Here is a 13082-nt window from a genome sequence, read left to right on the forward strand (position 1 = left end):
GAGATGATGCTGGCGGCCGCGCAGGCGCTGGCGGACGTGGTCGGCGAGGACGAGCTGAACCCGAACTACATCATCCCCAGCGTCTTCAACGACAAAGTCGCGGGCGCCGTCGCCGGAGCCGTCCGCGACGTGGTGCGGCAGAGCGCCTGACCGGCCGGGCACGGTCGGTCGGCCCCGGCGTCAGCCGCCGGGGCGCTCCTCCGTCAGATAGGCGATCACCATGTCGCCCAGCATGGCCCGTTGCTGCTCCCGTCGCGCCGGGTCCAGCAGGTCCCGGCCGAACAGGGCGCCGAAGGTGTGCCGGCCGGCGACCCGGAAGACGCAGAACGAGCTGATCATCGCGTACAGATCGACCGCGTCGATACCGGCCCTGAACAGCCCCGACGCCTGTCCGTGGGCCAGGGCCCGGCGGATCGCCTCCAGCGCGGGGCACTCGGTCCGGCCGGGCTTCCCGGCGGCCGCGATGTTCCCGGTACCGACCAGGCGGACGAAGTCGGGATGCCGCTCATGGTGGTCGAAGACCAGCTCGGCGAGGCGCCGGATCGCCGCGACCGGGTCCAGGTGCTCCACGTCCAGCCGCTGCCCGGCCTCGCGGATCACCCCGTACGCCCGCTCCAGCACGGCCGCGAACAGCTGTTCCTTGCCGCCGAAGTAGTAGTAGATCATCCGCTTGGTGGTGCGGGTACGGGCCGCAATCTCGTCGACGCGGGCACCGTCGTAGCCGGCCCGGGCGAACTCCTCCGTGGCCACGTCGAGGATCTCGCCCCGGGTCCGGGCGGCATCACGCAGCCGCCCGGCGGGTCGTACCGGTTCTTCGACGCTCGTCATCGGATTCCTTCGGGGCGGCGGGCTGCCGGGGCGCACGCATACCGTGCCGGTGATTCCGGGGCACACGCACACGCGTGCCGGTGATTCTAGAAGCAGCCCCCCGGCCCCCCTCCAGCCCCCGCCCAAGCAGCCCGCCTCCCGGCCCGGGCCCCCGACGGCCCACGCGGTGAGGAGTTCGGGACGTTTGGCGGCCGGCGTGGTGAGGGGTTCGGGACCCCAGTGGCCAGCGTGGTGAGGGGTCCGGGACCCTGGTGGCCCGGGTGGTGAAGGGGCCGGGACCCCAGTGGCCAGCGTGGTGAGGGGTCCGGGACCCTGGTGGCCCGGGTGGTGAAGGGGCCGGGACCCCAGTGGCCCGCCTGGTGAAGGGGCCGGGACCCCAGTGACCCGCGTAGTGAACGCTTCGGGACGTCCGGCGGCCCGCGCGGTGAACGGCACCGGTCCCGGAGAAGGGCCCGGTGAACCCCTGGTGAGACCTCGGTGAGACGCGGCCCGGCGGGCCGGTCCCGGGGGGGCGCGGCGGCCGATACTCAGCCGCGGCCGGGGCCTGCCCAGCGTCCGGGCCAGGAGATCCCCGAAGCGCCCGGAAGGCCACTCATGCCGCCCCCCGACCGACACCCCGCGGAACCCACCGAGGCCGCACGCCCCCACTCCGACCGCCGGCCGCCGGAGCATGCTGCGGCTGCGGCTGCGGACTCCGGGCGAAGGCCGTCTGAGCCCGCTGCGGCTGTGGAGCAAGATTCCGGCCGCCAGCTACCGGAGCCTGCTGCGGCCCTGGACCGGGACTCCGGTCGGGGGCGTCCGGAGCCCGCTGCCACCGTGGAGCCGGACTCCGGTCGGGGGCTCCCGGAGCCTGCTGCGGCCTTGGGGCCGGTCCCCGGCCGACGGCCGCCGGAGCCTCCTCCGGCGCTGGGCCCGCACCCCGGCCGGCGATTGCCCGAGTCGGCTGCGGCCGTGGGGGCGGGCCCTGGCCGAAGGTCGTCGGAGCTTGCCGTGGGTGTGGGTTCGCGCCCGGACCGGCGGTCGCCGGAGGCCGCCGCGGGCGCGGGTCCGGACTCCGGTCGAGGGCTCCCGGAGCCTGCTGCGGCCCTGGGGCCGGTCCCCGGCCGCCGAGCGCCGGAGTCGGCTGCGACCTTGGGTTCGCACCCCGGCCGACCATGGCCGGAGGCGGCTGCGGTCCTGGGGCCGGTCCCCGGCCGCCGAGCGCCGGAGTCGGCTGCGACCGTGGGCCCGGACTCTGATCGCGGGCTCGCGGAGCCTGCTGCGGCCCTGGGCCCGCACCCCGGCCGACCATCGCCGGAGGCGGCTGCGGCCCTGGGGCCGGATTCCAGCCGACGAGCGCCGGAGTCGGCTGCCGCCGTGGGAGCGGGCCCCGGCCGACCATCGCCGGAGCCTGCTGCGGCCCCAGGTCTGGCCCCCGGCCGACCATCGCCGGAGCCTGCCGCAGGCGGGCGCACGCGCGTCGCACGCCATGAGCGGGCGTTGCTCGCGGTGATCGTCGCGCTCACCGCCGTACTGTGCCTGTGGGGGCTGGATCACAGCACCTACCACCCGTTCTACGCGAGCGCCGTGCGCAGCATGACCGGGAGCCCGGCCGCTTTTTTCTACGGCTCCTTCGACCCGGCGTCCTCCATCACGCTGGACAAGCTGCCCGGGTTCCTGTGGCCGCAGGCCCTGTCCGCGCTGCTGTTCGGCTTTCACCCGTGGGCGCTGGTGGTGCCGCAGGCGCTGGAGATGACCGGCTGTGTGCTGCTGCTCCATCTGCTGGTGCGCCGCTGGGCCGGTGTCCCGGCCGGGCTGCTGGCCGCCCTGTTCCTGGCGCTGACCCCGGTCACCGTGGGCCTCGGCCGCTCGGTCACCGAGGACGCGCCGTTCCTGCTGCTTCTGCTGCTGGCCGCCGAGGCCACCTGGCGCGCCACTGTCCGGGCCCGCCCGCGGACCCTGCTGCTCGCCGGGGTCTGGGTCGGCCTCGCCTTCCAGTGCAAGATGCTGGAGGCCTGGGCGGTGCTGCCCGCGCTGGCCGCGACCTATCTCGTCGCCGCGCCCGCCACCCGGCGCCGCCGGCTCGCCCATACGGCCCTGGCCGGTGCGGTGACCGTGGCGGTGTCGCTGTCCTGGATGCTGGTGGCCGCGCTGACCCCGGCCGGAGCCCGGCCGTATCTCGACGGCACCACGGACGACTCGCCGTTCGCGCTGGTCGTCGGCTACAACTTCCTCACCCGCTTCCACGCCGTCGGGGTCGACGCGGCCGGCACCGGCAGCATCGTCGCGAGCCGGGCGGCGCACGCGGCCGGCCGGGTGCCGCCGGGCATGGGCGACGGTGTCGGCAAGATGTTCAGCCCCGGCCTGGCCAGCCAGACCGGGTGGCTGTATCCGCTGGCCGCGTTCGGGCTGGCCGCCGCGGTGCTGGCGGTGCGCCGCCGCAGGGTGCCGCGCACCGACCCGCTGCTCGCCGGCCAGGTGCTGTGGGGCGGCTGGCTGGCGACGTTCTTCACCGTGTTCACCTTCGGCAGCGTGACCGGCCACACCTACTACATGGGGGTCGTGGCGGCCGCCCTGTCCGCGTGGGCCGCCGTCGGAGCCGTACGGGCCCGCCGCTCCCGGGCGCTGCCCGCGGTGCTCGCCGTCAACGTCGGCTGGTGCGTGGCGCTGGCGCTGCACTACCCGCACTTCGCCGGCTGGTCCGCGTTCTTCGCGGCCGGCCTGTGCCTGCTCGCCCTCGCGCTGGCCGGTGCCCGCCGCCGGGCCGCGTTCGCCGTGGGGCTCGCGGCCGTGCTGCTGGTCCCGGCGGTGTGGTCGGCGTCCGCGCTGTCCCTCCGCTACAACCAGCCCGGCAGCTTCGGCCGGGTCGGACCCACCAGCGTCCGCGGCGACACCACCCTGGCCACGCTGGGCCCCCAGCACCGGCGGCTGCTCGGCTGGCTGACCACGCACCGCGGCGGTGCCCGCTATCTGGCCGCGCTGCCGGGCTGGCAGGCGGCCGCGCCGTACGTCATCGCCGCCGACGCCCCCGTCCTGCCGCTGGGCGGCTACACCGGCCGTGTCCCGTACCCGGCCCCGGCCGACTTCCACCGCCTCCTGGACACCGGACGGCTCCGCTATGTCGTGCTCACCGCCCGCTCCCTCACCGAGCGCACCCCGGCCGCGGCGCTGCTCCGCTGGACCGCCGCCCACTGCACGCCGGTCCCCGCGGCCGCCTACGACCCCGCCGACCGGTCCCGGCTGCTGTACGACTGCGGCCCGGGCCACACGCGGTGACCCGGGCCGGAGAGCAGCACAACTCCCGTACTACGGCCGCACGTTCCACTCGGCGATCACCGGGCGGCCGTGCTCGGTGGACAGCCGGCTGAGCGTGCCGGTCGCCAGCTGGAAGAGCCGGCCCTCGGCGGGCGGCAGGCCCAGCCTGCGCGCGGTGAGCACCCGCAGGAAGTGGGCGTGCGCGACGAGCACCACATCGCCGCCCCCGCCGGCGAGGGCCGCGTCCACCCGGGCGAGCACCCGGTCGGCGCGGTCGCCGACCTCGGCCGGGGACTCGCCCGGCTGGCCCTCCGCTCCCGCCGGAACGCCGTGCAGCCACAGGTCCCAGTCCGGGCGGCCGCGGTGGATGTCCACGGTGGTGATTCCCTCGTAGCCGCCGTAGTGCCACTCGTGCAGCTCGGGGTCGGGTACGGCCCCGGTCACGCCCGCGAGTTCCGCGGTGCGGACCGCCCGCTGGAGCGGGCTGGTCAGCGCGAGTGCGAAGGTCCGCCCGGACAGCAGCGGGGCCAGCGACTTGGCCTGCTCCTCACCGTGCCGGGTCAGGGGCAGGTCGGTGAAACTGGTGTGCCGGCCCGTCAGGCTCCACTCGGTCTCGCCGTGCCGGACCAGCAGCAGATCGCCCACGTCAGTCCTTCTTCTCCACCGCGTGTCCGCCGAACTGGTTGCGCAGCGCCGCGATCATCTTCATCTGGGGGGAGTCGTCCTGCCGGGAGGCGAACCGGGCGAACAGCGAGGCGGTGATCGCCGGGAGCGGTACCGCGTTGTCGATGGCCGCCTCGACGGTCCAGCGGCCCTCGCCGGAGTCCTCCGCGTAGCCGCGCAGCTGCTCCAGGTGCTCGTCCTCGTCGAGGGCGTTGACCGCGAGGTCCAGCAGCCAGGAGCGGATGACGGTGCCCTCCTGCCAGGAGCGGAACACCTCGCGGACGTTCTCCACGGAGTGGACCTTCTCCAGCAGCTCCCAGCCCTCGGCGTAGGCCTGCATCATGGCGTACTCGATGCCGTTGTGGACCATCTTGGAGAAGTGCCCGGCGCCGACCCGGCCCGCGTGGACATAGCCGTACGGACCCTCCGGCTTGAGCGCGTCGAAGATCGGCTGGAGCGGTTCCACGTGCTGCCGGTCGCCGCCGACCATGAGCGCGTAGCCGTTCTGCAAGCCCCACACACCGCCGGAGACACCGGCGTCGACGAAGCCGATGCCCTTGATGCCGAGCGCGGCGGCGTGCTTCTCGTCGTCGGTCCAGCGGGAGTTGCCGCCGTCGATCACCGTGTCGCCGGGCTCCAGCAGGTCGCCCAGCTCGTCGATGACGGTCTGGGTGGCGGTGCCCGCGGGCACCATCACCCACACATGGCGGGGCGCGTCCAGCTTGGCGACCAGTTCCTCGAGGCTCTTGACGTCGGTGACGTCGGGGTTGCGGTCGTAGCCGATGACGGTGTGGCCGGCGCGGCGGATGCGCTCGCGCATGTTGCCGCCCATCTTGCCGAGACCGATGAGGCCGAGCTGCATGATCAGTTCTCCGATGCGTTCTTGAGAGTGCGGTAGGCGGCGACGAGGGCCGTGGTGGACGGGTCGAGACCGGGCACGTGGGCGCCCTCGGTCAGGGCCGGTTCCACCCGCTTGGCCAACACCTTGCCGAGCTCGACGCCCCACTGGTCGAAGGAGTCGATGTTCCACACCGCGCCCTGCACGAACACCTTGTGCTCGTAGAGGGCGATCAGCTGGCCGAGTACCGACGGGGTCAGCTCGGCGGCGAGGACGGTCGTGGTCGGGTGGTTGCCGCGGAAGGTGCGGTGGGCCACCTGCTCCTCGGCGACGCCCTCCGCGCGGACCTCGTCGGCGGTCTTGCCGAAGGCGAGCGCCTGGGTCTGGGCGAAGAAGTTGGCCATCAGCAGGTCGTGCTGGGCCGCGAGTTCGGGGCTCAGCTCGGCGACCGGGCGGGCGAAGCCGATGAAGTCGGCCGGGATCAGCTTGGTGCCCTGGTGGATCAACTGGTAGTAGGCGTGCTGGCCGTTGGTGCCCGGGGTGCCCCAGACGACCGGCCCGGTCTGCCAGTCCACGGGCTCCCCGTCCCGCTGCACCGACTTGCCGTTGGACTCCATGTCCAGCTGCTGGAGGTAGGCGGTGAACTTGGACAGGTAGTGGCTGTACGGCAGCACCGCGTGCGACTGGGCGTCGTGGAAGTTGCCGTACCAGATGCCCAGCAGGCCCAGCAGCAGCGGGGCGTTGGCCTCGGCCGGGGCGGTGCGGAAGTGGTCGTCGACGATCCGGAAGCCGTCGAGCATCTCCCGGAAGCGGTCCGGCCCGATGGCGATCATCAGGGACAGGCCGATCGCGGAGTCGTACGAGTAGCGGCCGCCGACCCAGTCCCAGAACTCGAACATGTTCTCCGGGTCGATCCCGAACCCGGTGACCTTCTCGGCGTTGGTCGACAGTGCCACGAAGTGCCTGGCGACCGCCTTCTCCTCGCCGTCCAGGCCGTCGAGCAGCCACGTCCGGGCGGAGGTCGCGTTGGTGATCGTCTCGATCGTGGTGAACGTCTTGGACGCGACGATGAACAGCGTCTCCGCCGGGTCCAGGTCGCGGGTGGCCTCGTGCAGGTCGGCGCCGTCCACGTTGGACACGAACCGGAACGTCAACTCCCGCGCGGTGAACGGGCGCAGCGCCTCGTAGGCCATCGCGGGGCCGAGGTCGGAGCCGCCGATGCCGATGTTGACGACGTTCCTGATGCGCTTGCCGGTGTGGCCGGTCCACTCGCCGGAGCGGACCCGGTCGGCGAAGCGGGCCATCCTGTCCAGCACCGCGTGCACCTTGGGTACGACGTTCTCGCCGTCGACCTCGATCACCGCGTCCCGCGGGGCGCGCAGCGCGGTGTGCAGCACCGCCCGGTCCTCGGTGAGGTTGATCCGCTCGCCGCGGAACATGGCGTCCCGCAGCCCGAACACGTCGGTGGCCGTGGCGAGTTCCTGGAGCAGGGCCAGGGTCTCGTCGGTGATCAGGTGCTTGCTGTAGTCGATGTGGAGGTCGCCGACCCGGACGACGTACCGCTCGGCGCGGCCCGGGTCCGCGGCGAACAGCTCGCGCAGCTGCGGCTGTCCCTGGGCGCGGTGGTCGGCGAGCGCGGTCCACTCGGGCCGCTGGGTGAGCTTGGGGGAATTTGACTGGGCCATCTCAGGCGGTCTCCTTGGCGGCCACGCCCTGGAGGGCGATGGCGTACATCTCGTCGGCGTCGAGGCGGCGCAGCTCCTCGGCGATGAGTTCGGAGGTGGCGCGGACCTTCAGGGCGAGGGTGCGCGGCGGCTGGCCCGGCAGGGACAGCGTGGCGAGCGGGCCCTCGGGGCGGTCGATGACGATCTCGCCGTCGGCGGTACCCAGGCGTACGGCGGTGACGACCGGCCCGGTGGTGACCACGCGCTCCACAGCGACGCCGAGGCGGGCCTCCAGCCAGCGGGCGAGCAGCTCGGCGCTGGGGTTGTCGGCCTCCGCCTCGACGGCGGCCGAGGTGATCCGCGCCCGCGCCTGGTCCAGCGCGGCGGCCAGCATCGAGCGCCACGGGGTGAGCCGGGTCCAGGCGAGGTCGGTGTCGCCGGGCGCGTAGTTGCGCATCCGGGTCTCCAGCACCTCCAGCGGCCGCTCGACCGCGTACAGGTCGGTGATCCGGCGCTGGGCCAGCACCCCCAGCGGGTCCTTGGAGGGGGCGTCGGGCGCGTCCCCCGGCCACCACACGACCACCGGGGCGTCCGGCAGCAGCAGCGGCAGCACCACCGAGTCGGCGTGGTCGGAGGCCTCGCCGTAGGTGCGCAGCACGACGGTCTCGCCGGTGCCGGCCTCGGAGCCGACCCGGACCTCGGCGTCCAGCCGGGAGTGGGTGCGGTCGCGCAGGGTGCGGGCCTGCCGCTTGATCACCACCAGGGTGCGCGAGGGGTGCTCGCGGGAGGCGTCCTCGGCGGCCTTCAGCGAGTCGTAGGCGTTCTCCTCGTCCGTGACGATGACCATCGTCAGGACCATGCCCACGGCGGGTGTGCCGATCGCGCGGCGGCCCTCCACCAGCGCCTTGTTGATCTTGCTTGCCGTGGTGTCGGTCAGGTCGATCTTCATGGCCTGCGCCAGCTCCGTCCGTCTCGTGCGAGCATCTCGTCGGCTTCCCTCGGTCCCCAGCTGCCCGACGCGTACTGCGCCGGCCGGCCGTGCGCCGCCCAGTACTCCTCGATCGGATCGAGGATCTTCCAGGACTCCTCGACCTCCTCCGTGCGCGGGAAGAGGTTGGCGTCGCCGAGCAGCACGTCCAGGATGAGCCGCTCGTACGCCTCCGGGCTGGACTCCGTGAACGACTCGCCGTACGCGAAGTCCATGGACACGTCCCGGATCTCCATCGAAGTGCCCGGCACCTTGGAGCCGAACCGCACGGTCATGCCCTCGTCCGGCTGGACCCGGATCACGATCGCGTTCTGCCCCAGCTCCTCGGTCGCCGTGGAGTCGAAGGGGGAGTGCGGGGCGCGTTTGAAGACCACCGCGATCTCCGTCACGCGGCGGCCGAGCCGCTTGCCGGTGCGCAGATAGAAGGGGACGCCCGCCCAGCGGCGGTTGTCGATGCCCAGCTTGATCGCCGCGAAGGTGTCGGTCTTCGACTTCGGGTCGATGCCGTCCTCCTCGAGGTAGCCGAGGACCTTCTCGCCGCCCTGCCAGCCGCCCGCGTACTGCCCGCGCACGGTGTGCCCGCCCAGGTCCTCGGGCAGCCGCACCGACTTCAGCACCTTCAGCTTCTCGGTGAGCAGCGCCTCCGCGTCGAACGCGATGGGCTCCTCCATTGCGGTCAGCGCGAGCAGCTGGAGCAGGTGGTTCTGGATGACGTCACGGGCGGCGCCGATGCCGTCGTAGTAGCCGGCGCGGCCGCCGATGCCGATGTCCTCGGCCATGGTGATCTGCACATGGTCGACGTACGACCGGTTCCAGATCGGCTCGTACATCTGGTTGGCGAAGCGCAGCGCCAGGATGTTCTGGACGGTCTCCTTGCCCAGGTAGTGGTCGATCCGGAACACCTGGTCCGGCTCGAACACGTCGTGCACGATCGCGTTCAGCTCGCGGGCGCTGGCGAGGTCGTGGCCGAAGGGCTTCTCGATGACCGCGCGCCGCCAGGAGCCCTCGGGCGGAGTGGCCAGGCCGTGCTTCTTCAGCTGCTGCACGACCTTCGGGAAGAACTTCGGCGGCACCGAGAGGTAGAACGCGAAGTTGCCGCCGGTGCCGCGGGAGGCGTCCAGCTCCTCGACGGCGTCCTTGAGCTGCTTGAACGCGGTGTCGTCGTCGAAGTCGCCGGGGATGAACCGCATGCCCTCGGCGAGCTGCTGCCACACCTCCTCGCGGAAGGGGGTGCGGGAGTGCTCGCGCACGGAGTCGTGGACGACCTGCGCGAAGTCCTGGTCCTCCCACTCCCGGCGGGCGAAGCCGACCAGGGAGAAGCCCGGCGGCAGCAGACCGCGGTTGGCCAGGTCGTACACGGCCGGCATCAGCTTCTTGCGGGACAGGTCACCGGTCACACCGAAGATGACCAGCCCGGACGGGCCGGCGATGCGCGGCAGCCGGCGGTCGCGGGCGTCCCGGAGCGGGTTGACCCAGTCGGCGGCCGGGAGAACCGGTACGCGCACCTCCTCGGGCGCCGCCTGGGCTGCGGATGCGTTGTCGGTCATCGGGCGTCAGCTCCCTTGCTCTTCAGGGACGTCGTGACGGCGTCCAGCAGGTCCTGCCAGGCCACCTCGAACTTGGCGACGCCCTCGTCCTCCAGCTGCTGGACGACCTCGTCGTAGGAGATGCCGAGCCGCTCGACGGCGGCCAGGTCGGCGCGGGCCTGCGCATAGCCGCCGGTGACCGTGTCACCGGTGATCTCGCCGTGGTCGGCGACGGCGTTCAGCGTGGCCTCCGGCATGGTGTTGACGGTGCCCGGCGCGACCAGTTCGTCCACGTACAGAGTGTCCTTGTACGCGGGATCCTTCACCCCGGTGGACGCCCACAGCGGACGCTGCTTGTTCGCCTTCGCCCCGGCCAGCGCCAGCCACCGCGCGGAGCCGAAGACCTCCTCGTAGGCCTCGTAGGCGAGCCGGGCGTTGGCGAGGGCCGCGCGGCCCTTGAGGGCGAGGGCCTCGTCGGTGCCGATGCCGTCCAGACGCTTGTCGATCTCGGAGTCGACCCGGGAGACGAAGAAGGACGCCACGGAGTGGATCAGCGACAGGTCCAGGCCGCGCTCCCGGGCCTTCTCCAGACCGGCCAGGTAGGCGTCCATGACCGCGCGGTAGCGCTCCAGGGAGAAGATCAGCGTGACGTTGACGCTGATGCCGAGGCCGATGACCTCGGTGATCGCCGGCAGGCCCGCCTCGGTCGCCGGGATCTTGATCATCACGTTGGGGCGGTCGACCAGCCAGGCCAGCTGCTTGGCCTCGGCGACGGTCGCCCGGGTGTCGTGGGCAAGACGCGGGTCGACCTCGATGGAGACCCGGCCGTCGCGGCCGTCCGTGCGGTCGTACACCGGGCGCAGGATGTCCGCGGCGGCGCGCACGTCGGCGGTCGTCATCATCCGCACGGCCTCGTCCACCGTCACACCGCGTACGGCGAGGTCGGTGAGCTGCTCCTCGTACCCCTCGCCGGAGCCAATGGCGGCCTGGAAGATCGAGGGGTTGGTGGTGACGCCGACGGCGCTTCCGTTCGCCACCAGCTCGGCGAGGCCGCCCGAGGTGATCCGCTTGCGCGACAGGTCGTCGAGCCAGATCGACACGCCCTCGTCGGCGAGGCGCTTGAGGGCTCCCGGGGTCGCGATTGCTTCGGTCACAGTGATCGTCTTTCTTTCTTTCTCTCGGGAAGGAGTCGGGCGTCGGGGTCAGGCGCGCGCGGCGGCGAGCGACTCGCGGGCCGTGGCGGCGACGTTCTCGGGGGTGAAGCCGAACTCGGTGAAGAGGGTCGTGGCGTCGGCGGAGGCACCGAAGTGTTCGAGCGAGACGATCCGCCCCGCGTCACCCACGTACCGGTACCAGGTCAGGCCGATCCCGGCCTCCACCGCGACCCGGGCCTTCACGGCGGGCGGCAGCACGCTCTCGCGGTACGCGCGGGGCTGCTCCTCGAACCACTCCACCGACGGCATCGACACCACGCGGGTGCCCGTGCCCTCGGCCTCCAGCAGCTCGCGGGCGGCCACGGCCAGCTGCACCTCGGAGCCCGTCGCGATGATGATCACCTCTGGGACCTCCGTCGAGGACTCGCGCAGCACATAGCCGCCCTTGGCCGCGTCGGCGTTCGGCGCGTAGACCGGCACGCCCTGGCGGGTGAGCGCGAGCCCGTGCGGGGCGGGGTCGGTGGCGTGCCTCTTCAGGATCTCGGCCCAGGCGATCGCGGTCTCGTTGGCGTCGGCCGGGCGGACGACGTTCAGGCCCGGGATGGCGCGCAGCGAGGCCAGGTGCTCCACCGGCTGGTGGGTCGGGCCGTCCTCGCCCAGACCGATGGAGTCGTGCGTCCACACGTACGTCACCGGCAGCTGCATCAGCGCCGCCATCCGCACCGCGTTGCGCATGTAGTCGGAGAACACCAGGAAGGTGCCGCCGTAGATCCGGGTGTTGCCGTGCAGGGCGATGCCGTTCATCTCCGCGGCCATGGAGAACTCGCGGATGCCGAAGTGGACGGTACGGCCGTACGGGTCGGCCTCCGGCAGCGGGTTGCCCTTCGGCAGGAAGGAGCTGGCCTTGTCGATGGTGGTGTTGTTCGACCCGGCGAGGTCGGCGGAGCCGCCCCACAGCTCGGGGATCACCGGGCCGAGCGCCTGGAGCACCTTGCCGGAGGCGGCACGGGTGGCGACGGACCGGCCCTCCTCGAAGACGGGCAGCGCGTCCTCCCAGCCGGCGGGCAGCTCGCCCTTGCTGACGCGGTCGAACAGCTCGGCCCGCGCCGGCTGGGCCGTGCGCCACTCGGCGATCCGCTTCTCCCAGGCCGCGTGCGCCTCGGCACCCCGGTCCAGGGCCCGCCGGGTGTGGGCGATGACCTCGTCCTCGACCTGGAAGGTCTGCTCGGGGTCGAAGCCGAGCACGCGCTTGGTGGCGGCGATCTCCTCCGCGCCGAGCGCCGAGCCGTGGGAGGCCTCGGTGTTCTGCGCGTTCGGGGCCGGCCAGGCGATGATCGTGCGCATCGCGATGATCGACGGCCGCTCGGTCTCCGCCTGCGCGGCCTTCAGCGCCGCGTGCAGGGCCCGTACGTCCACGTCGCCCTCGGGGGTGGGCTCGATGCGCTGGGTGTGCCAGCCGTAGGCCTCGTACCGCTTCAGCACGTCCTCCGAGAAGGCGGTCGCCGTGTCGCCCTCGATGGAGATGTGGTTGTCGTCGTAGAGGAAGACCAGGTTGCCGAGCTTCTGATGGCCGGCCAGCGAGGAGGCCTCGGCGGAGACGCCCTCCTCCAGGTCGCCGTCCGAGACGATCGCCCAGACGGTGTGGTCGAAGGGGGAGGTGCCCGCGGGGGCCTCCGGATCGAACAGGCCGCGCTCGTAGCGGGCCGCCATCGCCATGCCGACCGCGTTGGCGACACCCTGGCCGAGCGGACCCGTGGTGGTCTCGACCCCGGCGGTGTGCCCGTACTCCGGGTGGCCCGGCGTCTTCGAGCCCTGCGTCCGGAAGGCCTTCAGGTCGTCCAGCTCCAGCTCGTACCCGGCCAGGAACAGCTGCGTGTAGAGGGTCAGCGAGGTGTGGCCGGGGGACAGCACGAAGCGGTCACGGCCGGCCCACTCCGGGTCGGCCGGATCATGACGCATCACCTTCTGAAAGATCGTGTACGCGGCAGGCGCCAGGCTCATCGCGGTGCCCGGGTGGCCGTTGCCGACCTTCTGCACCGCGTCGGCGGCCAGCAGACGGGCCGTGTCCACGGCACGCCGGTCCAGGTCGGTCCACTCGAAACCGTCGGAAGTCTGCGTGCTCATCTTCAAGAAGTCCTCGTTCAGTGCGGGAAGGCTGCTCGGACGCGTTCAAACTTAAAAGTCTGA

Annotated in this window: 9 protein-coding genes and 1 pseudogene; 2 read left to right on the forward strand and 8 right to left on the reverse strand. The window is 72.5% G+C overall.

Features of this window, described 5'->3' with window-relative positions; genetic code table 11:
* Nucleotides 1-150: pseudogene (locus ACZ5CZ_RS23675) on the forward strand (NAD-dependent malic enzyme); the annotation flags it as partial.
* A 30-nt stretch (nt 151-180) separates the two neighbouring features.
* Here the strand turns inward: ACZ5CZ_RS23675 and ACZ5CZ_RS23680 are convergent.
* Nucleotides 181-828, reverse strand: a complete 648-nt coding sequence (locus tag ACZ5CZ_RS23680; protein WP_468945718.1) for a TetR/AcrR family transcriptional regulator — start codon at nt 826-828, stop codon at nt 181-183.
* 1488 nt (nt 829-2316) lie between these two features.
* Here ACZ5CZ_RS23680 and ACZ5CZ_RS23685 point away from each other — a divergent pair.
* The gene (locus tag ACZ5CZ_RS23685) at nt 2317-4083 is read left to right on the forward strand and encodes an ArnT family glycosyltransferase (protein ID WP_468946004.1); all 1767 of its coding nucleotides are present in this window, start codon (nt 2317-2319) and stop codon (nt 4081-4083) included.
* A gap of 30 nt (nt 4084-4113) precedes the next feature.
* Here the strand turns inward: ACZ5CZ_RS23685 and ACZ5CZ_RS23690 are convergent, their stop codons facing one another.
* From ACZ5CZ_RS23690 to tkt, 7 genes are read right to left on the reverse strand one after another with little or no spacing between them, the layout of a single operon-like run.
* Complete coding sequence (locus ACZ5CZ_RS23690; protein WP_385848050.1) at nt 4114-4707, reverse strand: histidine phosphatase family protein; 594 nt, start codon at nt 4705-4707, stop codon at nt 4114-4116.
* A 1-nt stretch (nt 4708) separates the two neighbouring features.
* Nucleotides 4709-5587: a phosphogluconate dehydrogenase (NAD(+)-dependent, decarboxylating) gene (gene gnd / locus ACZ5CZ_RS23695; protein WP_385848049.1), complete on the reverse strand. Its 879-nt coding sequence runs from the start codon at nt 5585-5587 to the stop codon at nt 4709-4711.
* 2 nt (nt 5588-5589) lie between these two features.
* Nucleotides 5590-7248, reverse strand: coding sequence for a glucose-6-phosphate isomerase (gene pgi, locus ACZ5CZ_RS23700; RefSeq protein ID WP_468945722.1), 1659 nt, complete (start codon nt 7246-7248; stop codon nt 5590-5592).
* Between the two features lies 1 nt (nt 7249).
* On the reverse strand, nt 7250-8176 hold the full coding sequence (opcA, locus tag ACZ5CZ_RS23705) for a glucose-6-phosphate dehydrogenase assembly protein OpcA (protein WP_468945725.1): 927 nt from the start codon (nt 8174-8176) through the stop codon (nt 7250-7252).
* On the reverse strand, nt 8173-9762 hold the full coding sequence (gene zwf / locus ACZ5CZ_RS23710) for a glucose-6-phosphate dehydrogenase (protein WP_385848045.1): 1590 nt from the start codon (nt 9760-9762) through the stop codon (nt 8173-8175). The genes opcA and zwf overlap by 4 nt, the downstream gene beginning before the upstream one ends.
* Nucleotides 9759-10895, reverse strand: coding sequence for a transaldolase (gene tal / locus ACZ5CZ_RS23715; RefSeq protein ID WP_385848044.1), 1137 nt, complete (start codon nt 10893-10895; stop codon nt 9759-9761). Before tal ends, zwf begins: the two co-directional genes overlap by 4 nt.
* A gap of 48 nt (nt 10896-10943) precedes the next feature.
* A complete protein-coding gene (gene tkt, locus ACZ5CZ_RS23720; protein ID WP_468945728.1) occupies nt 10944-13019 on the reverse strand; it encodes a transketolase in 2076 nt (691 codons plus the stop codon).
* Nucleotides 13020-13082 lie beyond the last annotated feature (63 nt).

The organism is Streptomyces sp. NPDC031418 (assembly GCF_055581605.1).

Excerpts from the sequence above, each read along its gene's own strand:
- ACZ5CZ_RS23680 (WP_468945718.1), bottom strand. The coding sequence starts at position 828 with ATGACGAGCGTCGAAGAACCGGTACGACCCGCCGGGCGGCTGCGTGAT.
- gnd (WP_385848049.1), bottom strand. The coding sequence starts at position 5,587 with ATGCAGCTCGGCCTCATCGGTCTCGGCAAGATGGGCGGCAACATGCGC.
- pgi (WP_468945722.1), bottom strand. The coding sequence starts at position 7,248 with ATGGCCCAGTCAAATTCCCCCAAGCTCACCCAGCGGCCCGAGTGGACC.
- opcA (WP_468945725.1), bottom strand. The coding sequence starts at position 8,176 with ATGAAGATCGACCTGACCGACACCACGGCAAGCAAGATCAACAAGGCG.
- zwf (WP_385848045.1), bottom strand. The coding sequence starts at position 9,762 with ATGACCGACAACGCATCCGCAGCCCAGGCGGCGCCCGAGGAGGTGCGC.
- tkt (WP_468945728.1), bottom strand. The coding sequence starts at position 13,019 with ATGAGCACGCAGACTTCCGACGGTTTCGAGTGGACCGACCTGGACCGG.